Below are 21,203 nucleotides of genomic sequence, written 5' to 3' on the forward strand. Positions count from 1 at the left end.
ATGAATTCGCCACAGCGCATCCGTGCGGCCCCAAGGAGCGCGGTGCTACAGGGAGGGCAGCATGGTTTCGCGCGTGCGCACTGTCGCGTTCCAGGGCATCGAGGCGGTTCCCGTCGACGTGCAGGTGATGGTCGCGCCCGGCAAGGTCGGCATGCAGATCGTCGGCCTGCCCGACAAGGCGGTGGCCGAAAGCCGCGAGCGGGTGCAGGCGGCGTTGCACGCGTCCGGCCTGTCGATGCCTGCCAAGAAAGTCACCATCAACCTTGCCCCGGCCGACCTGCCCAAGGAAGGCAGCCATTACGACCTGCCGATTGCGCTCGGGCTGATGGCAGCACTCGGCGCCCTGCCGGGCGATGCTCTCGCCGCCTATGTCGTGCTCGGCGAGCTGTCGCTGGACGGCACCATTTCGGCGGTCGCAGGTGCGTTGCCGGCGGCAATCGGCGCCAATGCCGAGGGCAAGGGGCTGATCTGTCCCGCCGCCAGCGGACCGGAAGCCGCCTGGGCCGGCGCCGACATCGACATTCTGGCGCCGCGCAGCCTGATTGCCATCGCCAACCATTTTCGCGGCACCCAGGTACTTTCCCGACCCGAACCCGGCATTCGTGCTGCGGCGCGCGACCTGCCCGACCTCGCCGACATCAAGGGCCAGGAAAGCGCCAAGCGAGCGCTCGAGGTCGCCGCCGCTGGCGGCCACAACCTCTTGATGGTCGGCCCGCCTGGCGCCGGCAAGTCGATGCTGGCGGCGCGGCTACCCTCGATCCTGCCGCCTTTGTCGCCCAAGGAACTTCTCCAAGTGTCGATGATCGCCTCGATCGCCGGCGAACTCGCGGAAGGCAAGCTCACCGACCGGCGCCCGTTCCGGGCACCGCATCATTCCGCCTCGATGGCGGCAATGGTCGGCGGCGGCTTGAAGGCGCGGCCGGGCGAAGTATCGCTCGCCCATCACGGCGTGCTGTTCCTCGACGAGCTCCCCGAATTCACACCACAGGTGCTCGATTCTTTACGCCAACCGCTCGAAACGGGCGAATGCATGATCGCCCGCGCCAATCACCGCATCACCTATCCGGCGCGCATCCAGCTGGTCGCGGCGATGAACCCGTGCCGCTGCGGCATGGCCGGCGAACCCGGCTATCGCTGCCTGCGCGGCACGCGCTGCCAGTCCGACTATCAGGCACGTATCTCCGGGCCGCTGCTCGACCGCATCGACCTGCGCATCGAGGTGCCCGCGGTCTCGGCCTCCGACCTCATCCGCGGCAGCCGCTCGGAAGCCAGCGCCGATGTCGCCTTGCGTGTCGCCCGGGCGCGGACGATCCAGCGCGAGCGCCTCGAACGCCATGGGGTCACAGGTGCCACCACCAATGCGCAGTGCGCCGCAGGCCTGATCGAAGACATCGCCGCGCCCGATGCCGCTGGGCTTTCGCTGTTGCGCGACGCCAGCGAAAAGCTCGGCTTTTCCGCCCGCGCCTATCACCGCGTGCTCAAGGTGGCACGCACGCTGGCGGATCTCGATGGCAGCGAGACTGTCGGCCGCATTCACCTCGCCGAGGCGATTTCATATCGCATGAGCGCCGAGCGCATGGCGCAGGCAGCGTAGGAAGAGGAGGGGCGCCGCAAGCGCAGTTCAGGCTGTCGCAAGGGAGGTGAAGGCGGTAGACGAGCCCAATGAAAGCGAACAGCGGACATGCAGCGTCCGCGGCGCTGGCGGAACTCAACCTCACCGCTCGGTAAGTCTAACGGGACGGTGGCATATGGCCGCCGTTTTGCCTCGCCAGAGGACGCGGCCAGGACCACATGGCCACAAGCCGCCCTGCGAAGCACGAAGGAACAGCGGTTACCGTATCCGCAAGAGACGCTACTTGACCGAGCCGACCAGCATCGGCTGGCCTTCGCGGATCGTCACCCAGCGGCCGGTGTTCTCGCTCGACTGGCGCTTGAGGTAGCTGTAGCCGGTCTCGTCCCACTGGCGCACGGCATCGGTCAGATTGTCGAGGATGAAGTCGCCCTTGGAGGTGCGCACGGTCAGCACCGCATGACCCTCGCCATCGGGCTTGCGCACCACCGTGATCAGCAGGTTGGACAGCTTCAGACCTTCGCGGTTCAAGGTCCGGCGCTTTTCCAGCACATAGTCCTCGCAGTCGCCTTCACTATTGTCGGGGTAGGTCCAGACCTCGTCGCGGCCATAGATGTCGATATCGTTCATTGGTTTGACGGCGGCGTTGACCGACACGTTGACGGCGACGATCTTGCGCCACATCGCGCCTGTCATCTGCTCGGGCCCGGTGTCGCGCGACCGGATCGAGCACTCGGCCGGATTGAGGCGGCAGAAATCGTAATGGCCGATCGGCTGCGACGTCAGCCCACCCGTAATCATCGGCTGGGACGCAGCAAAGGCTGCGCCAGCGGACAAAACCACGCCCGTCATCAGCCCGAAAAACACACCGGCACGCCCCGCCGCGCACCGTACGCCTGCTGCGGAAATCATCTGCCCCGCTCGCCCCATTTACATCGTTAATAAAACGTTAAGAGCGAGGGGCAGGCGGAGTCAATCAAAGCTCGCCGCAGATTGCAGACATGGTTACCGCAGCGGCGGCCAAGCGATAATTGTGCAACAGACGCACGGCACGGCGGCCGGACAACCGGAGCCGGCTTTCGCCAGCCGCGCTGCACGAATTCAACGAGTTAGGGTGCCCTGTACCCGAAAAGGCGCACAGAACGCAGAAAGGCCCGGCGTTTGCACCGGGCCTTGCCTGTGGAAAAGATGAACCTGGCTGGGCGGCGGCCGTCAGGCCTTGCGCACCAGCCGAGGCTTGGCCGCCTTGCGTGCGGATGCGCCATAGCTTGCCATGAAGTCGACGATGCGGGGCACGATCTCGGCGCGGAAGCGTGAGCCGTTGAAGACGCCGTAATGGCCGACAGCCGGCTGCATGTAATGCGCCTTCATGTCCTGGGGAACGTTGACGCACAGATCATGCGCTGCCTGCGTCTGGCCGAGGCCCGAAATGTCGTCGTTCTCGCCTTCGACGGTGAACAGCGCGACGTTGCGGATTGTCGAGGTGTCGACGGGCTGGCCGCGATGGGTCATCTCGCCCTTGGGCAAAGCGTGGCGCACGAACACGGTGTCGACCGTCTGCAGGTAGAATTCGGCGGTCAGGTCCATCACCGCCAGATATTCGTCATAGAAGTCGCGGTGCTTCTCCGCCCCGTCGCCATCGTTCTTCACCAGGTGCATGAAGAAGTCCTTGTGGGCGATGATGTGGCGGTCGAGGTTCATGGTCATGAAACCCGACAACTGCAGGAAGCCCGGATAGACCTCGCGGGCAAAGCCGGGCGCCGGCCACGGCACCTGCATGATGACGTTGTCGCGGAACCAGTCGATGCTCTTCTTCTCGGCCAGTTCGTTGACGGCGGTCGGATTGCGCCGGGTGTCGATCGGGCCGCCCATCAACGTCATCGTCGACGGCGCGAAGCGGTCGCCGCGCGCCTCCATCACGGCGACTGCGGCGAGCACCGGCACCGAAGGCTGGCACACCGCCATCACATGGGTGTCCGGTCCCAGCGCGTGGAACATGTCGATGACATAATCGATGTAGTCGTCGAGATCGAACTTGCCTTCGGTCACCGGCACCATGCGGGCATCGGCCCAATCGGTGATGTAGACGTCGGCATACGGCAGCATTGCCTCGACAGTGCCACGCAGCAGCGTCGCATAGTGGCCCGACATCGGCGCCACGATCAAAAGCTTGGGGTCGGGGCGGCGGCCGGCGGGCAGGTCGCGCTCGAAGCGGATCAGATTGCAGAACGGCCGCGACCACGCGACCTTCTCGGTCACCGCCACCGGCTGGAAGTCGACAACCGTCTTGTCGAGACCGAAGGCGGGCTTGCCGTAGCGGCGCGTCGTGCGCTCGAACAGTTCGGCCATCGCCGCCACCGAGCGGCCGACCGGCATGTGCGAGAACGGGTTGAGCGGGTTGGAGTAGAACAGCTTGACGGCGTCCGCATAGGCGCGGGCCGGCTGCAGCGCAGCATGGGTCGATTCATAAAGCTGGTAAAACATGATGTCCTCATACGGCCATTCGGGGAGGCGAGCCGGCCGGAGGCCCGTCATGCAATGCAGCGAAGTTAACAAACATCTGCTGCGATGCAATATCTCACTTGGTGTGAAACAGGGTCATTCTTTGGTCCAAGCTGTTGAAAATCCGTTTTCAATCGCGCCGCCGGCTCAGCACCTGTCGCCCTTGACGTTGTGCGACGCCGAAAGACCCCGAATCAGCCCGGCGGCCAAACACCATCGCCCCGCCGGGCAAGACTGCACGGCGGAGCAGGACAATTCAGAGTGTTGTGAAGCTGCTAGATGCCTTCGACCAGCATGATTTCGCCATCGGCAAACTGCTGGCGGATCGACTTGGCGTGCTGGTATTCGGGCGAGAAGTAGCAGTTGCGCGCGTCGTCCATCGAGGCGAACTCGATGATCACATTGCGGGCCCGGCCAGGCCCCTCGACCGCCTCATGGGCGCCGCCACGGGCGATGAACTTCGCACCGAAGCGTTCGAAGGCCGGCTTGGCCGCAGCGACATAGCCCTTGTAGCCCTCGGGGTCGCGAACATCGACGCGTGCGATCCAGTAAGCCTTGGTCATTCTTTCCTCCCGGGCTGCCCCATCTTCAAAACGCGCTGTGACGAGCCGACTGGTGTTGTTGTCGAGAACCGGAGCACAGTGGACATTCAGCTCCGTGAGCACCGGAAGCGGAGACAACCGCGGCGGGCGTTCGTCACAGAGGAATCTTAGGCTTTTGCCATTTCCTCAAGGATAGCCTGCGCCGCAGCCTTCCTGTCAACCGCGCCGACGATCGGGCGGGCAACAACGAGGTGGCTCGAGCCGTTGCGCATGGCGTCGGCCGGGGTAACAACCCGCTTCTGGTCGCCATGGTCGCTGCCTGCAGGGCGGATGCCCGGCGTCACCACCGCCATGCCTGGCCCGACGATGCGGCGCACTGCCGAGGCTTCGCTGGCCGAGCAGACGATGCCGCCCATCTTTGCCTGCAGCGCCTGTTCGGCGCGGCGCAGCACCAGCGTGTGCGGGTCGTATTCATAGCCCGCGTCGATCATGTCCTTTTCGTCCATGGAGGTGAGGACCGTTACCGCGAGCAGGCACAGGTCGCTGCCTTTGGCTGCCTCGACCGCCGCCTTCATCGCCTTGGGATAGGCATGCAGCGTCAGCATGGTCATGCCCATCTTGACGATGTTCTCGACGCCCTTGGCCACCGTGTTGTCGATGTCGAGCAGCTTCATGTCGAGGAACACCTTGGTGCCGCCGCTGGCCAGTTCGCGGGCGAAGTCGAGCCCTCCGGCAAAAGCCAGCTGGTAACCGATCTTGTAGAAGCTCGCGGTGCCTTCGAGTTCGCGGACCGCTCTTTCGGCTTCCTTGACGGTGGGCAGGTCAAGGCCGACGATCAGCCGGTCGCGTACAGTGTCTATGCTGCTCATGGTTCTACCCTTCGCGACATCATGGTGGCTCGTTCGACAAGCGTTTGGCACAGCCGCTGCATGCCCTTGCGCAGGCGCTCCTCGCGGAATTCGCCGTTGTCGTCGAAGGCTTCGCTGCCATGCGGCACCGAAACCTGCGGCGAAATCACTTCCATCTGGATGTGCGACAGCACCGCGCGCAGGTGAGTTGCGCTGCGGATGCCGGCGAAATGGCCGTCGGAGGACGAGCAGATCGCCACCAGCTTGCCGGCATAAGGCTGAAGCCGCCTGCCGCCGTCGCTACGCACGCGGCTGACCCAGTCGATGGTGTTCTTGAGCAAGGGCGGCATCGAGCCGTTATATTCGGGCGTCGCGATCAGCACCGCGTCGTGCATGTCGATCAGGCGGGCGAGCCTGACGGCGTTTTCGGGCACGCCGTCGCGTTCCTCGAGGTCTTCGTCCATGATCGGCAGCGGATAGTCGGCGAGCGAGATGCGCGTCACCTCGGCACCCTGCAGCGCCAATTCCTTCTGCGCTATGTCGGCCGTGCGGCCGCTATAGGCGCCGGCCCTGATCGAACCGGCAAAGACGAGAATTCTGGGAACGAGCGGCATCATCCATCCTGTGGCACGCCCGGCAAGACGCACCAAACATCGTGGCGACGGTATAGGGGCGATCAGCCGGCCAAATCAAGGCCGCTGTGCTCAGTGCTTGGCGCGGCGATAGACCCAGAGCTGCGTCGGCGGAATGTTGCGGATGATGAAGTCGAAATGCTCGACGGTGTAGTTGCCGAGGCCCGGAGGAATCGGCGACTTCGGGCCGTAGGTCAGCTGGATCACCGGCCGTCCGGCAGGGATGCGCTTGAGCAGGCCCTCGAGATAGGCAACGCGGCTGGTGACCGGAAAGTTGAGCAGCGGCACGCCCGAGACGACCGAATCGAAGATCAGGTCCTTCTTGTCACCGAGCGTGTTGTCGAGGTCGAAGGCATCGCCCTCGATGACGTTCACGCCTGGGTAGAGGCGGCGCAGGTGCTGGACGAAATCGGCCGAATATTCGACCGTATAGAGATCCTCCGGCTGCACGCCATGGGCGAGGATCGCCTTGGTGATGACGCCGGTGCCGGGCCCGACTTCCAGGACCGGCAGGCCCGAGCGGGTGTTGATGACCGAGGCCATGCGCTTGGCGGTGACCGAGCTGGTCGGCACGATCGAACCGACGGCCTTGGGCTTGTCAATCCAGCCCTTGAAGAACTTCAGTTCGTCGTCGAACCTTGCCGCAAGGGTTTTGCGCAATCCGGAACCGCGTGGCATCGCTTCGATCTCCTCACCGCTGCTGGGGGGAGAAATAACAGCAAAGTGGGCCAGCGCAAGCAGAAAGCTGGCTCAATTTCCGTTACGGCAGAAACATCCTCATTTATCGCCGAAGGACTCGAAAAAGTCCTTCATGCGCGAGAAGAAACCGCTCGACTGCGGCGAGTTCTCGGTCGACGACAGCTTCTCGAATTCCTCGAGCAGCTCACGCTGCCGCCGCGTCAGGTTCTGCGGCGTCTCGACGGCGGTCTGGATGTAGAGATCGCCGACTTGCGGCTGGCGCAGCACCGGCATGCCCTTGCCCTTGAGGCGGAACTGGCGGCCGTTCTGGGTACCTTCGGGCACTTTTACGCGGGTCTGGGTACCGTCGAGCGTCGCCACCTCGAACTGTCCGCCCAGTGCGGCGGTGGTCATCGAGATCGGCACCTTGCAATAGAGATCGGCACCATCACGCTGGAAGAACTCGTGCGGCTTGACCGACAGGAAGATGTAGAGATCGCCTGACGGGCCGCCGCGCAGGCCGGCCTCGCCTTCATTGGCGAGACGGATGCGGGTGCCGTCCTCGATGCCCGAGGGGATGTTGACCGACAGCGAGCGCTCTTCGGTGACGCGGCCCTGGCCGGCGCACTTGCCGCACGGGTCCTTGATCGTCTGGCCGCGGCCCTGGCACTGCGGGCAGGTGCGCTCGATCGAAAAGAAGCCCTGGCTGGCGCGCACCTTGCCGTGGCCCTGGCACATCGAGCAGGTCACCGGCTGGGTACCGGGCTTGGCGCCCGAACCGGCGCATTCGGTGCACAGGATCGAGGTCGGCACGCGGATTTGCGCGGTCTTTCCGGCAAAGGCCTCCTCGAGCGAAATTTCCATGTTGTAGCGCAGGTCGGCACCGCGCTCGCGGCCACCCGAGGAGCGGCGGCGCCCGCCGCCCATCATGTCGCCGAAGATGTCCTCGAAAATGTCGGCGAAGCCGCCGGCACCGAAACCGCCGCCGCTGCCATTGCCCATGCCGCCATTCTCGAAGGCGGCGTGGCCGAAGCGGTCATAGGCGGCGCGCTTCTGCGGGTCCTTCAACGTCTCGTAGGCTTCATTGATTTCCTTGAACTTGTGCTCACACGCGTCGTCGCCCGGATTGCGGTCGGGGTGGAACTGCATGGCAAGCTTGCGGAAGGCCGACTTCAGCTCCTTCTCGTCGGCGCCCTTCTGGACACCCAGCGTTTCGTAGAAATCAGCTTTCATATCTTCCCGTCACTGCCTCGGCGCCAGCCACCGGATTGCGCCATCGGTGGTAATAGGCCCCGATTTAGTAAACCATGCGCCGGTATGCCATAGGCCGGTTGGCCGAAGCGGCAGATTTCGGCAGAAAATCGGCTAAATTTGCAGCCATTGTGGCCTTGGGGCCGCTCAAGCGATACGGCGACGTGCCGCTTTGGGCTTTTCCACCCCCAACCGGGAATTGAGATACTGGCTCACCGGCCCCTCAAAGTAGCGGTCCGAGGCCATCGCAACCACCAGGACGGTCGCCGCCGGCACCAGCCAGAAGGTGTAGAAGCCGATCACCTCGAGCGGTTCGACCAGCTTGCGCCAAACCAGCGCCAAAAGCAGCGTCTCGATGACAGGGTGGATCATGTAGATGCCGAACGAGACGCGGCCGAACGGATGCAACGGCTTGAGATAAAGCGCGCCATCGGGATTGTTGCGCTCGGCAAGGGCGGCGAGGAACATCGCCGCCGCCAGCAAGAGCACGATCACATAGGCGTTCTGCTGGGTCGCCATGGCCGCGATCGCCAGGGCAAAGGTCAGCCAGCCGGGCAGGTGGCTCGACAACTTGAGCCTGGAGTCCCGCATGGCCACCGCCACCATCGCGCCGAGTGCGAAATCGGCAAAGGCGCGATAGGCGCCCCAGGTGTTGGCCTCGAGCCAGCTCGGAAACGGGATCCAGCCCAGCATCACCGCCAACTCCAGCCCAGAGACGGCGGACGCCGCCACCACAGCCAGTCCCAACCTGCCGTGGCGGCGATAAGCCAGGACGATGACGGGCAGGGCGAGATAGCAGAACCACTCTGCCGACAGCGTCCAGCTGACATAGTTGAAGGTCAGATTGTCGGTCAGGCCCCAGGCCTGGACCAGCAGCAGGTTGGCTGGCAGCGCCGCCCAGGCATAACGCTCGGGCTGCTGGGTCTGCACCAGGCCGAAATGCAGGGCCGCGGCAACCACGCAGAAGAACAGCAGCGTCACCAGATAGAGCGGATAGAGCCGGGCCAGACGGCGCACGATGAAGCGGCGGAACGATCCCGGCTCGGCCATAAGCGTGTCGGCATAACGCAGCATGATCAGGAAGCCGGAGATCATGAAGAACATTTCCATCAGCGGCATCAGCCGGTAGAGCGCATTGCTCGCCGCCTCGTGTCCGGGCGGCGCATAGCGCAGGAAATGCCACATCATCACGGTAAGAGCTGCGGCCAGCCGCCAGATTTCGAGCGTCCTGAAGTGCATGCCGCCCTCCACCACCGCACCGCCGAGGTCAATTCTCGGCCGGGTCCAGCCACAGCCTGCCTGTACATTCTTTCCTTAAGCTTAAACGCCGACAGTCTCTGTATTTGACGCAAAAGAAAAGCCCGGCGCAATGGCCGGGCTTTCCGATTAGACTGGATGTCGATCCGATCAGGCCGACTTCTTCTTGTCGTCGTTGTCGTCGATCTCTTCGAAATCGGCGTCGACCACGTCGCTGTCCTTGGCAGCATCGGCGGCGGCGTCGGATTCGGCCGCTTCCTTCTGCGAAGCCTCGTACATGGCCTGGCCGAGCTTCATCGAAGCTTCGGCAAGCGCCTGCGACTTGGCGTTGATCGCTTCGGCGTCGTCGCCTTCGGTCGCGGTCCTCAGGGCTGCGATCGCATCCGAAATCGCAGTGCGGTCTGCTTCGGTGACCTTGTCGCCATATTCCTTGAGCGACTTCTCCGAGGAATTCAGCAGGCTTTCGGCCTGGTTACGTGCCTCGACCAGTGCCTTGCGCTTCTTGTCGGCCTCGGCATTGACCTCGGCGTCCTTGACCATCTTCTCGATGTCGGCGTCGGACAGACCGCCAGATGCCTGGATGCGGATCTGGTGCTCCTTGCCAGTGCCCTTGTCCTTGGCCGAGACGTTGACGATGCCGTTGGCGTCGATGTCGAAGGTCACTTCGATCTGCGGCACGCCGCGCGGTGCGGGCGGAATGCCGACCAGGTCGAACTGGCCGAGCATCTTGTTGTCGGCAGCCATTTCACGCTCACCCTGGAAGACGCGGATGGTCACCGCCGACTGGCTGTCCTCGGCAGTCGAGAAGACCTGGCTCTTCTTGGTCGGGATCGTGGTGTTGCGCTCGATCAGGCGGGTGAACACGCCGCCCAGCGTCTCGATGCCCAGAGACAGCGGGGTCACGTCGAGCAGCAGCACGTCCTTGACGTCGCCCTGCAGCACGCCGGCCTGGATGGCAGCACCGAGAGCAACCACCTCGTCGGGGTTGACGCCCTTGTGCGGCTCCTTGCCGAAGAACTGCTTCACGATCTCCTGGATCTTGGGCATGCGGGTCATGCCGCCGACCAGGACCACTTCGTCGATCTCGCCTGCCTTCAGGCCGGCATCCCTGAGCGCTGCCTTGCACGGCTCGATCGTGCGCTGGACGAGGTCGTCGACCAACTGTTCGAACTTGGCGCGCGACAGCTTCAGCGTCAGGTGCTTCGGGCCGGTCGCGTCAGCGGTGATGAAGGGCAGGTTGATTTCAGTCTGGGTCGTCGACGACAGCTCGATCTTAGCCTTCTCCGCAGCTTCCTTGAGGCGCTGCAGGGCAAGCTTGTCGTTCTTCAGGTCGATGCCCTGTTCCTTCTTGAACTCGGCCGCCAGGTACTCGACCAGGCGCATGTCGAAGTCTTCGCCGCCCAAGAAGGTGTCGCCGTTGGTCGACTTCACCTCGAACACGCCGTCGCCGATCTCAAGAACCGAGATATCGAAGGTGCCGCCGCCAAGGTCATAGACGGCAATCGTCTTGCCTTCGGTCTTGTCGAGGCCATAGGCCAGCGCAGCTGCGGTCGGCTCGTTGATGATGCGCAGCACTTCCAGACCGGCAATCTTGCCGGCGTCCTTGGTGGCCTGGCGCTGGGCGTCGTTGAAATAGGCCGGAACGGTGATGACGGCCTTCTCGACCTTCTCGCCGAGATAGGCTTCCGCCGTTTCCTTCATCTTCTGCAGGATCATCGCCGAGATCTGGCTGGGCGACTGCTTCTTGTCGCCGGCTTCCACCCAGGCGTCTCCATTGTCACCCTTCACGATGTGATAGGGGACCAGCTTCTTGTCCTTTTCGGTGACCGGATCGTCGTAGCGACGGCCGATCAGGCGCTTGACCGCGAAGACGGTGTTTTCAGGGTTGGTGACCGCCTGGCGCTTGGCCGGCTGGCCGACGAGACGCTCGCCGTCGCCGCTGAAGGCGACAATGGAAGGGGTCGTGCGCGCGCCTTCCGCGTTCTCGATGACTTTCGCGTCCTTGCCGTCCATGACGGCGACGCAGGAATTGGTCGTTCCCAGATCGATGCCGATAACTTTTGCCATTTTAGTACTTCTCTCCGCTAAGCAGGCTCTCTGGACCCATGAAGGCGTTCCGACGAAAGCCCCTGTTCACTCGAAATGCCGCTCCAGATACCGGTTTTCCGGGCCGAAGCGGTGTTGCGGCGTATATAAGAACAGGCTCCTGACAGCGCAAGCGTTCTGCAACTTTCCGTGCAGGGGACTCGGCAAAAGCCTGTGACAAGCTCATATTTGGGGCATGAGCGAGCTACAATCCATCAACCTTTTCGAACGCCGACGCAATCGCGCGCTGAACACGGCGCAAACATGGCTGCTCGGCGCCGGCAGCCTGCTCCTGCTCGGGGTCACCGCCTGGGCCTTCGCAGGCAGCACCGGCATCCTCTATGCCCTTGTCTTTGGCGCGCTTTCCATGTGGGCGGTGCGGCGCATCAGCCCGCAGATGGTGCTGTCAATGTACAAGGCGCGGCAGGTCACGCCGGCCGACTTCCCCGCCGGCTTCCGCATCGTCGAAGAGCTCGCCCGCCGCGCCGAGCTGCCTGCGGTGCCAAAACTCTATGTCATCCCGTCGAAGATGATGAACGCGTTTGCCGTCGGCCGTCGCAACGACGCGGCCATCGCCGTGACTGACGCGCTTGCCCGCAACCTGACCCCGCGCGAGTTCGCCGGCGTGATCGCCCATGAGATCAGCCACATCGCCCATGAAGACGTGAAGGTCATGGCCTTCGCCGACATGGTGTCGCGCTTCACCTCGTTCATGTCGACTGTCGGCCTGGTCTCGCTGTTTCTCAATCTGTTCGGTTTTGCCGGCGGTTTCGGCACCCAGGTGCCCTGGCTCGCCGTGCTGGTGCTGCTTGCCGCACCCACCGTCGGCGGCCTGCTGCAGATGGCGCTGTCGCGCACCCGCGAGTTCGACGCCGATCTTGGCGCCGCCATCCTCACCGGCGACCCGGACGGCCTCGCCTCGGCGTTGACCAAGCTCGAACGTGCCCAGGGCAGGGTGTGGGAAAACATCCTCCTGCCCAGCGGCCGCATCCCCGACCCCTCGGTGCTGCGCACCCACCCGCTCACCGCCGACCGCGTCGCCCGGCTCAGGGCGCTGAAAACCACCGGGGCGCCGGAGCCCATCGTTACAGCCGACAGCGCCGCTGTGCCGCATGTTGCCCGACCGTCGATGATCCCCAAGATCCGCGCCCGCCCCGGCACGTATTTGCCGCAAAGCGCGCGCGGCTTCATCAATGCCGCCAACACCGACTTCGCCGACGACAGCCGTCCCGCCTGCGACGCCTCGCTCAACCCACCCGACAAAGGCCGCCCGCGCATCCGGGTGACCCGCGGCGGCGTGTGGTGGTGATTTTTTGCGCCGAAGTGAAGAGATTTTGAACAGGGTGGCTCGTCACCAACGATCCTTCTGACCTGCAGGCGATCTTAGCTGTCATCGGCGCCGCGACCAATCAATAAGGCCGCAAAGCTTATCCCTGCAATACAGCAGGATGAGCACCGCCGGCGACGAGACCAATCTCCCTCCTTGTGTGGGAGATGGCCGGCAGGCCAGAGGGGGGTGCGAAGGATCGCAACTTGGCTTCATGGATGGCCGAACCGATCAATCGCGCCCGGGTGTCGCTTCGCTCACCCGGAGTGAGTGACTTCCCATCAACACTGAAGAAGGGGCGCCGCCCTATCTCCGCCCCTTCACCGCCGTCGCGCCGCGATTGGCCGCCACCCAGACGACATGGCGAGCGCCGCTGCCCTTGGTGCTGGCACGGACCTTGACCTCGTCGGTGACGAAGCCGCTTTCATGCAAGCGCCGCGAAAACGACTTGTCGGGGCCTTGCGACCAGACGATCAGCACGCCGCCCGGCTTCAGCGCGGTCTTCGCCGCATAGAGCCCGGTATAGTTGTAAAGGCTGTCATTGGCGTCGCGCGACAGGCCCTCGGGACCGTTGTCGACGTCGAGCAGAATGGCGTCATAGTCGCCCATGCCATCGCGGATGAGCTTGCCGACATCGCCCTCCACTATTTCGACGCGCGGGTCGTCGAGGCAGCCGGCGAAGAGTTCGGCCATCGGCCCGCGCGCCCAGGCGATGACCTCTGATACCAGTTCGGCGACGACGATGCGGGCATCCTTGCCGAACAGGGCAAGGGCTGCGCGCAAGGTGAAACCCATGCCGAGGCCGCCGATCAGGATGTTGGGCTTGGAACGGCCACCGATGCGCTCATGGGCGAGTTTGGCCAGCGCTTCCTCGGAGCCGCTCAGCCGGCTGTTCATCAGCTCGTTGCTGCCGAGCATGATCGAGAACTCGGTGCCGCGCTGCTTGAGCCGCAGTTCGCCGCCGCCGGGAATCTTCGCCGTGTCGAGCACTACCCAGGGAATCATCGCCGCGCGCCTTCATTGTCCGACTTCATGCGGCGCTCCCTAGCACAGCATGGCGCAAACGACAGCCTTCGCCCGGCCGATGGTGGGCAGGCTCGAAAGCCCGGAGGCCCAATGGCCTAGACCTCCTCCCAGCCGTCACGGTCGCCGGCGCGGAAGATGGCATCGATGACCTTCTGGTTGAGCACCGACTGCTCGAGCGAGAAGACGTGGTCTCCACCCCCTTGCGCTGCACGGACAAAGGTCTCGACCTGCAGCCGGTACTGCTGAGCGCCGGGGAAGCGGAACACCGTCGCCTCGTTGTGGCCGGCATTGTGCAGCTCGACGCGGTGATGGTCGTAGAGCCCGGCATTGAACGGCGCATGGATCTCGATGAAGCCCTTGTCGCCGTGGAAGACCATCAGCTGGCGGTTGGCGAGCTGGGTCGAGAGATAAAAGGAAAGTTCGAAATCGCCGAAATCGGCGCGGACACTGGAGTAGATGTCGGTACCGAATTTCGGGTCGCGTTCGATGCTCGCCTGTACCCGCATCGGCTCCTTGCCGGTCGAAAAGCGCGTCGTGACCGTCGGGTAGACGCCTATATCGGGCAGGGCGCCGCCGCCAAGATCGAGCTGGTTGCGCATGTTGTTGGGGTCGACGTTGAAATAGGAAAACGCGCCCTGGACGTGCTTGAGCTTGCCGATGGCCCCGGCTGCGATCAGGTCGCGCACCTTCAGCCATTGCGGATGATAGGTGACCATGAAGGCTTCGGAGACGATCACCTTGTTGCGGTCGCGGATGGCGATCAGCGGCACGATGTCCTCGGCCTTCAGCGCCAACGGCTTTTCGACCAGCACGTGCTTCCCGGCCTCGGCCGCCTTTGCCGCCCATTCGAGATGTTGCGAGGTCGGCAGCGGAATGTAGACGCCGTCGACGGTGTCGGAGGCAAGCAGCGCGTCATAGGAGCCGAAGGCATGTGCTGCGCCGAAGCGGTCGGCCAGGGCGCGCGCCTTGCCGACGTCGCGGCTGGCGACCGCGGCCAGCACGCCATTGTCGGAATCGGCGATCGCCGGCAACAGCTGGTCACGGCCGATCTTGGCTGTCGAAAGTACGCCCCAACGAAACATCTGGCCTCCGGAAACAAGGAAAAGCTGGCCCACTTGCCCGCTTCGGGAGATTGGCGGAAGCCGCCGCCAAATGCCAGAGCCTATCTGGTTCAGCCGCGGCGGCCACTGAACTCCATGTCGAAAGCAACGATGTTGGAATAGATCGGCGTGCCGACATCCATCTGGTAACGCGAGCGGAACACTTGGCCGCTGACCCGGAAACGGATCTGTCCGCCCTTCAGGCCCTGCAGCTCGGCGGTGAATTTTTCGGTGTTGGTGTGGCCGCGCGCCGTCAGCTGGCCGGTGATGACAGCCGAATTGTCGCCGGTGCGCCGGACACTGGTCGAACGGAAGGTGATCTCACGTGAATTGGCGACGTCGAAGACGGCGTCCGACTTCAGGAAAGCGTCGATACGGCCCTGACCGGTACCGACACTGTCGGGAAAGATGGTGATGTCGACCTTCGAGCGGGCAATGTCGCCGCCGTCGATGCGGATCGTGCCCTTGAACTGGCCGAAAGCGCCGGAGAGCCCGCCGCCGCCGATCTTGCCGATGGCAAAGCGGATGCTCGAACCGTTGTTGGAAACGGCATAGCGCCCGGCCGCATCGGACAGCGCCACCGCCGAGGCAGTGTCGCCGAGCAGACCGACCGCAATGAGGGCTGCAGCGCCCAAAACACGCCCAAAAACATGCACGGACATCTCATCATACTCCCTGATGGCAAGGCCCATCCGGGCCATGCACCGAGACAAACGAACGGATTGCAGCTGCTATTCCGGCTTTCGTGGCGACCTCGCGAAAAATGGCGAGATCATCCGAACCAGCACGACATCACGCAGCCAGAAATGGTGCCGGAGCGCCGCCAGAATGTGCAGCACAACCAGCGCGATGCCGGCATAGGCCAGCCATTTGTGGCCGAAGACCCAGAATGTCTCGGCCGCATCGGAAACCTGCAACGGCAGATGCGGCATGACGAAAAGATTGAACGGCACCGATGGGATTTCGAGTACCGAAACCGACAACAGCGCCCAGCCGGACAGCGGCACGACGAGCTGAGCGGCATAGAGCAGGAGATGCACGATGGGTGCTGCCTTGCGCTCCAGCGGGTCGACTTCGTCGGGCAGCTCGGGGCTCAGGTTGCCGAGCCGCCAGCCGATGCGGAGCAGCACCAGCCCGAGCAGCAGGAAGCCGAAGGATTTGTGCAGCTGGATCAGCTCGAAGGAGGTGCGCTGGCTGGCAATGCGGACCATGACGAGCCCAAGCGCGAACTGGCCGATGAACAGAGCCGCGATCAGCCAGTGCAGGACGATCGCCGCCCAGCCGTAGCGGGTAGTGGTGTTGCGCAGCATCGACGGCACCTCGGTCGCACAACGAATCTGGAGCGGAATTCGTCCCGGAACAGAGGCCTACCAGTCGAACACTGTGACCTCCGGCCACATCTCCCTGGCGCGCCGGCCCTTGGCCTCGTGGGTGGCGCGATTCGAGGCCGAACGGCGCCCAGACCCGCGCAGCGCCGTCGACAAGGGCGAGGCCGACTGCATGGGTGCGCGAAGCGAAATGCTCGAGCGACTCGGCGCTCGACCCGAGCGGAGCGCGCGGCGAGCCGAAATGATCCTCGAACCAGAGATGCACGCGGGCCTGGTTTCGGATCTCGACCGGCAGCGGCAGATGCGCAAAGGCCTCGTTGCCCCGGCGGATATGCACGTCTTCGGCCTCCCAGGAGAGGTCGGCGCCGTCGAAATAGAACAGGTCGAGATCCTTGATGCCGTGCCCGGCCGGGCGGCCGGTCAGATGGTTCCAGACGCTGTTGTAGAGCGCACCCGAAACCAGCATCCACTGTGGCAGAGCGAGTTTCTCGGCCACGGCGAGTGCCGGACGGACGATCGGGTCGGCAAGGAGGATATCGAGCAGGACCTGCCGCTGGTCGTCAAAAGGCAGGCCCTTGTATCGCAGATGCTCCATCCTGCACCCCGAGAACGATCAGCTCCTGAGCGCGCCGCCGGTCTGCTTCTTGACGTTCTCGACGATGCGCGCCGCGAGCGCCTCGAAATCCTGGTCGGTCAGCGTCTTCTCGACCGGCTGGATCGACACCTCGATGGCGATCGACTTCTTGCCTTCGCCGAGCGATGCGCCTTCGAAGACGTCGAAGACCGAGACGCCCGTGATCAGCTTCTTGTCGGCGGCGAGGGCGGCACGCGTCAATGTGCCGGCCTCGACCGCCTTGTCGACGACGAAGGCGAAGTCGCGCTTTACGGCCTGGAAGGCCGACAGTTCGAGCTTCGGCTTGGTCTTGGTCGGCTTGGCCTTGGGTTCGGGGATGGCATCAACATAGACCTCGAAGCCGCAGAGCGGGCCCGACACGTCGAGGCCTTCGAGCGTCCTCGGATGGAACTCGCCGAAGGCGCCGAGCACGACCTTGGGGCCGAGCTTGATCACGCCCGAGCGGCCCGGGTGATACCATGCCGGCGCGCCGGTCTCGATCTGCAGCCGGTCGACGGGTGCGCCGCAGGCTTCGAGTGCGGCGATGGCATCGGCCTTGGCGTCGAATACGCCGACATTGCCCGCATTGCCCGACCAGTTGCGGCCCGAGCCCTCAAGCTTGGCGGTGCCGCGGCGGACACCAGAGGCGACGCGACGCTGGCCTTCGGCCGTGTCGTTCTCATAGGTGCCGGAGACCTCGAACAGGGCGACGTCGCCGAGGCCGCGGTCGGCATTGCGCTGGGCAGCGGCGATCAGGCCGGGCAGCAGCGACGGCCGCATGTCGGACATGTCCGCTGCGATCGGGTTCGACAGCTTGAGGCTGTCCTGGCCGCCGCCGAACAGCTCGGCGTGCCTGGCCGGGATGAACGACCAGGTGACGGCCTCCATCATGCCGCGCACGGCGAGCGCGCGCCGCGCCGAGCGGGTGCGAATCTGCAGCGTGGTCAGGATCTTGCCGTTGACGGCGTCATGCGCGCCCAGCGGCTGCGGCGCGATGTTGTCGACGCCGTGGATGCGCATGACCTCCTCGACCAGGTCGGCCTTGCCGTCGACGTCGGGACGCCAGGACGGCACGGAAACCTCGACGACGTCGCCATCGCCGCTCACGCCAAAGCCGAGGCGGGTGAGGATGTCGAGGCTCTCGGCCTTCGGCACCTCGATACCGGTCAGGCGCTTGACCTCGGACAATGGCAAGGAGACGACCTTGGCCGTGTGACCGGCATAACCTGTCACATCGGTCCTGGTCGGCTGGCCACCGCAGAGTTCCAGCACCAGCTTCGTTGCCAGCTCGACACCCGGAACCATGAATTCGGGGTCGACACCACGCTCGAAGCGGTAGCGCGCATCGGTGATGATGCCGAGCGTGCGGCCGGTACGGGCGACGTTGAGCGGTGCCCACAGCGCCGACTCGATCAGCACGTCCGTCGTGTTCTCGTCGCAGCCCGAATGCTCGCCGCCCATGACGCCGGCGATGGATTCGACGCCATTGTCATCCGCGATGACGCACATCTCCGATGTCAGCGCGTATTCGCGGCCGTCGAGCGCCAGCACCTTGTCGCCTTCGCGGCCACGGCGGACGACGAGATTGCCGGCAACCTTGCTGGCGTCGAAGACGTGCAGCGGACGGCCATGGTCGAAGGTGACGTAATTGGTGATGTCGACCAGCGCGTTGATGGGCCTGAGGCCGATGGCCAGCAGGCGCTGCTGCATCCATTTGGGCGAGGGACCGTTCTTGACGCCGCGCACAAGGCGCAGCGCGAAACCCGGGCAGAGCTCCGGCGCCTCGATCGACACCTTGACCGGGCATTCGCCATCACCGGCGACCGGCTCGACCTTACCGCCCTTGAGCGTGCCGAGGCCGGACGCCGCGAGATCGCGGGCGATGCCATGGACGCTGGTGGCGTCGGGACGGTTCGGCGTCAGGTTGATCTCGATGACCGGGTCGTCGAGATGCGCGTAGGCCGCGAAGGACGTGCCGACCGGCGCATCAGCCGGCAGGTCGATGATGCCATTATGCTCATCCGACAGCTGAAGCTCGCGCTCGGAGCACATCATGCCGTGGCTTTCAACGCCGCGGATCTTGCCGACCGACAGCGTCACGTCGATGCCGGGCACATAGGCGCCGGGAGCGGCGAAGACGCCGATCAGCCCGGCCCGTGCATTGGGCGCGCCGCAGACGACCTGGACGGGCTTGCCGTCACCGGTGTCGACGGTGAGAACCTGCAGCTTGTCGGCGTCGGGATGCCTGTTTGCCGTCAGCACCTCGGCGATGACGAAAGGCTTGAGGGCCGCCTTGTCGTCGACGGACTCAACTTCGAGGCCGATCGACGTCAGGCGCTCGACGATCTGGTCGAGCGAGGCGTCGGTGTCGAGATGATCCTTGAGCCAGGAGAGGGTGAATTTCATGGGTTCACTCGTTTCGTGTCGTTGCGGTCGAGCACTTCCACCACCCGGAACCGCTCACAAACCAAAATCATGTCAGGCGAAAAGCCGCCATTGCGGGCGAAATAGGCCTCGTGGGCCTGACGCCAATATTCATAGGACAGGTCACCCTCGCCTTCCGCGGCGGCAAACTCCGCATCGACCTCGTCGAAGCGGCGCTGGATCGCCTCGACGGTTTCGATGACAGCGGCACGGCGGCCCTGGCCGTCGAGCACGACATCCCTGCGGCCGACCTCGGGCACCGGCTCAGCGCCGCCGTAGTCGCGCAAGGCGCCGCAGGTCGCGGTCTTACGCCCTGACAGCACCAGCGCCAGCAGCTCGTCGGCGAGCTCCGGGCTGTCGCCGAAGGCGAAGGTCACCGCACCGGCATATCGGTCGGCAGCGTCACTCATGCGCTCAGGCCACCGAACAGGGTCGGCATGTCGAGCGGGCGGAAGCCATAGTGCTGGAGCCAGCGGACATCGGCGTCGAAGAAAGCGCGCAGATCGGGCATGCCGTATTTCAGCATGGCGATGCGGTCGATACCCATGCCCCAGGCGAAGCCCTGATACTCGTCGGGATCGAGGCCGCCATGGCGCAGCACGTTCGGGTGCACCATGCCGCAGCCGAGGATCTCCATCCAGTCGTTGCCTTCGCCGAAACGTACTTCGCCGGGACGCGAACGGTCGCATTGGATGTCGACCTCGAGGCTCGGCTCGGTGAACGGGAAGAAGGACGGACGGAAGCGCATCTTGACCGAGGGGACCTCGAAGAACGCCTTGCAGAACTCCTCCAGCACCCACTTCATGTTGGCGATGTTGGCGGTCTTGTCGATCACCAGGCCCTCGACCTGATGGAACATCGGCGAGTGCGTGGCGTCCGAATCCTGGCGATAGGTCTTGCCGGGAATGACGATGCGGATCGGCGGCTTCTGCGTCTCCATGGTGCGGATCTGCACCGGCGAGGTGTGGGTGCGCAAAAGCTTGCGCTCGCCATTCTGGTCGGGCGGGAAGAAGAAAGTGTCGTGCATCTCGCGCGCCGGGTGGCCGACGGGGAAGTTGAGCGCGGTGAAATTGTAGTGGTCGGTCTCGACATCGGGACCTTCGGCGATGGCAAAGCCGAGGTCGCCGAAAATCGCCGCGATCTCGTCGATGACCTGGCTGATCGGATGGATGCGGCCGCGCTCGGCCGGCGACTGACGCACCGGCAAGGTGACATCGATCTTCTCTGCGACGAGGCGGGCGGTAATGGCGACATCGCGCAACTCGCTCTTGCGGGCCGAGAGCGCGTCGGTGACCCGGTTCTTCAGGCCGTTGATCGCCGGCCCCTTGGTCTGGCGCTCTTCGGCGCTCATCGCGCCGAGGGTCTTCAGCATCTCCGAGACCGAGCCCTTCTTGCCGAGGGCGGCGACGCGCACCGCCTCGATCGCCTGCTCGTCGGAGGCCGAAGCGATGTCGCTCAGCAGCGATTGTTCGAGAGTTTCAAGATCGCTCATGGTCCAGTTCCGTTGCGGCCCTGCGGCCGTTCGTTGCGGCAAAAGAAAAACCCGCGCCAGCCGTGCCAGCGCGGGTTCCCCAAATCAAGTCTGTGATGCTTGGGAAGGCGCTGGTTAAGCTACAGCGCTTTCAAAAGCATTCGGGGTGGTGTTCTTGAGGTACTCAAGAGCAACCTTGGCCTTGGCCACGAGTGCGGCGAATGCCTGCGGCTCATGGATAGCCATGTCGGAGAGGATCTTGCGATCGATCTCGATGTTGGCCTTGTTCAGGCCGTCGATGAAGCGGCCATATGTCAGGCCGTGCTCGCGGACCGCGGCGTTGATGCGCTGGACCCACAGGGCGCGGAAGTTGCGCTTGCGGTTCTTGCGGTCGCGGTAAGCGTACTGCTTCGACTTTTCCACCGCCTGCTTGGCAATGCGGATGGTGTTCTTGCGGCGGCCGTAGAAACCCTTGGCCTGCTCGAGAACCTTCTTGTGCTTGGCGTGGGCGGTTACGCCCCTTTTTACGCGTGCCATGTCATGATCTCC

At 64.3% G+C, this 21,203-nt stretch carries 19 protein-coding genes and 1 pseudogene; 2 read left to right on the forward strand and 18 right to left on the reverse strand.

Annotated features, from left to right (window positions below):
* The first annotated feature begins 61 nt into the window (after positions 1-61).
* Entirely contained in the window at positions 62-1,594 is a 1,533-nt protein-coding gene (locus IG197_RS14360; RefSeq protein WP_192312758.1) for a YifB family Mg chelatase-like AAA ATPase, read from the forward strand.
* A gap of 258 nt (positions 1,595-1,852) precedes the next feature.
* On the opposite strand, the gene IG197_RS14365 is transcribed toward IG197_RS14360, so the two are convergent.
* From IG197_RS14365 to dnaK, 9 genes are all read right to left on the reverse strand, one after another.
* Positions 1,853-2,482: a transglutaminase-like cysteine peptidase gene (locus tag IG197_RS14365; RefSeq protein WP_371746457.1), complete on the reverse strand. Its 630-nt coding sequence runs from the start codon at positions 2,480-2,482 to the stop codon at positions 1,853-1,855.
* Between the two features lie 300 nt (positions 2,483-2,782).
* On the reverse strand, positions 2,783-4,054 hold the full coding sequence (locus IG197_RS14370) for a polyhydroxyalkanoate depolymerase (RefSeq protein ID WP_192312760.1): 1,272 nt from the start codon (positions 4,052-4,054) through the stop codon (positions 2,783-2,785).
* Between the two features lie 293 nt (positions 4,055-4,347).
* Positions 4,348-4,635: a DUF1330 domain-containing protein gene (locus IG197_RS14375; protein WP_055982026.1), complete on the reverse strand. Its 288-nt coding sequence runs from the start codon at positions 4,633-4,635 to the stop codon at positions 4,348-4,350.
* A gap of 146 nt (positions 4,636-4,781) precedes the next feature.
* Positions 4,782-5,483, reverse strand: coding sequence for an orotidine-5'-phosphate decarboxylase (pyrF, locus tag IG197_RS14380; protein ID WP_192312762.1), 702 nt, complete (start codon positions 5,481-5,483; stop codon positions 4,782-4,784).
* Entirely contained in the window at positions 5,480-6,076 is a 597-nt protein-coding gene (locus IG197_RS14385) for an NADPH-dependent FMN reductase (RefSeq protein ID WP_067965870.1), read from the reverse strand. The genes pyrF and IG197_RS14385 overlap by 4 nt, the downstream gene beginning before the upstream one ends.
* A 90-nt stretch (positions 6,077-6,166) precedes the next feature.
* Entirely contained in the window at positions 6,167-6,772 is a 606-nt protein-coding gene (gene pmtA / locus IG197_RS14390; protein ID WP_192312764.1) for a phospholipid N-methyltransferase PmtA, read from the reverse strand.
* A 99-nt stretch (positions 6,773-6,871) separates the two neighbouring features.
* Positions 6,872-8,005, reverse strand: coding sequence for a molecular chaperone DnaJ (gene dnaJ / locus IG197_RS14395; RefSeq protein ID WP_192312766.1), 1,134 nt, complete (start codon positions 8,003-8,005; stop codon positions 6,872-6,874).
* A gap of 165 nt (positions 8,006-8,170) precedes the next feature.
* A complete protein-coding gene (locus IG197_RS14400; RefSeq protein ID WP_192312768.1) occupies positions 8,171-9,262 on the reverse strand; it encodes an acyltransferase in 1,092 nt (363 codons plus the stop codon).
* Between the two features lie 168 nt (positions 9,263-9,430).
* Entirely contained in the window at positions 9,431-11,347 is a 1,917-nt protein-coding gene (gene dnaK / locus IG197_RS14405) for a molecular chaperone DnaK (RefSeq protein ID WP_067955694.1), read from the reverse strand.
* A gap of 214 nt (positions 11,348-11,561) precedes the next feature.
* On the opposite strand from dnaK, the gene IG197_RS14410 reads away from it, so the two are divergent.
* Positions 11,562-12,674 carry a zinc metalloprotease HtpX gene (locus IG197_RS14410; RefSeq protein ID WP_192312770.1) on the forward strand — a complete coding sequence of 371 codons (1,113 nt, stop codon included), beginning with the start codon at positions 11,562-11,564 and terminating at the stop codon, positions 12,672-12,674.
* Between the two features lie 324 nt (positions 12,675-12,998).
* Here the strand turns inward: IG197_RS14410 and IG197_RS14415 are convergent, their stop codons facing one another.
* The 9 genes and pseudogenes from IG197_RS14415 to rplT form a co-directional block, all read right to left on the reverse strand.
* Positions 12,999-13,697 (reverse strand): spermidine synthase, encoded by a 699-nt coding sequence (locus IG197_RS14415; protein WP_192312772.1) that lies wholly within the window; start codon positions 13,695-13,697, stop codon positions 12,999-13,001.
* Positions 13,698-13,813: 116 nt separating this feature from the next.
* Positions 13,814-14,800 (reverse strand): Gfo/Idh/MocA family protein, encoded by a 987-nt coding sequence (locus IG197_RS14420; RefSeq protein WP_192312775.1) that lies wholly within the window; start codon positions 14,798-14,800, stop codon positions 13,814-13,816.
* A gap of 89 nt (positions 14,801-14,889) precedes the next feature.
* Positions 14,890-15,480 (reverse strand): YceI family protein, encoded by a 591-nt coding sequence (locus IG197_RS14425; RefSeq protein ID WP_192312777.1) that lies wholly within the window; start codon positions 15,478-15,480, stop codon positions 14,890-14,892.
* 69 nt (positions 15,481-15,549) lie between these two features.
* Entirely contained in the window at positions 15,550-16,128 is a 579-nt protein-coding gene (locus IG197_RS14430) for a cytochrome b (RefSeq protein ID WP_371746459.1), read from the reverse strand.
* A gap of 57 nt (positions 16,129-16,185) precedes the next feature.
* Positions 16,186-16,741 (reverse strand): annotated as a pseudogene (locus IG197_RS14435) (nucleotidyltransferase family protein).
* A gap of 18 nt (positions 16,742-16,759) precedes the next feature.
* Positions 16,760-19,165, reverse strand: coding sequence for a phenylalanine--tRNA ligase subunit beta (gene pheT, locus IG197_RS14440; protein WP_192312783.1), 2,406 nt, complete (start codon positions 19,163-19,165; stop codon positions 16,760-16,762).
* Complete coding sequence (locus tag IG197_RS14445; RefSeq protein WP_067955708.1) at positions 19,162-19,593, reverse strand: ASCH domain-containing protein; 432 nt, start codon at positions 19,591-19,593, stop codon at positions 19,162-19,164. The genes pheT and IG197_RS14445 overlap by 4 nt, the downstream gene beginning before the upstream one ends.
* On the reverse strand, positions 19,590-20,675 hold the full coding sequence (pheS, locus tag IG197_RS14450) for a phenylalanine--tRNA ligase subunit alpha (protein WP_192312786.1): 1,086 nt from the start codon (positions 20,673-20,675) through the stop codon (positions 19,590-19,592). Before pheS ends, IG197_RS14445 begins: the two co-directional genes overlap by 4 nt.
* A 114-nt stretch (positions 20,676-20,789) precedes the next feature.
* Positions 20,790-21,191: a 50S ribosomal protein L20 gene (gene rplT / locus IG197_RS14455; protein WP_067955711.1), complete on the reverse strand. Its 402-nt coding sequence runs from the start codon at positions 21,189-21,191 to the stop codon at positions 20,790-20,792.
* Positions 21,192-21,203: the final 12 nt, after the last annotated feature.

The organism is Aminobacter sp. SR38 (genome assembly GCF_014843375.1).
GTDB lineage: Bacteria > Pseudomonadota > Alphaproteobacteria > Rhizobiales > Rhizobiaceae > Aminobacter > Aminobacter ciceronei.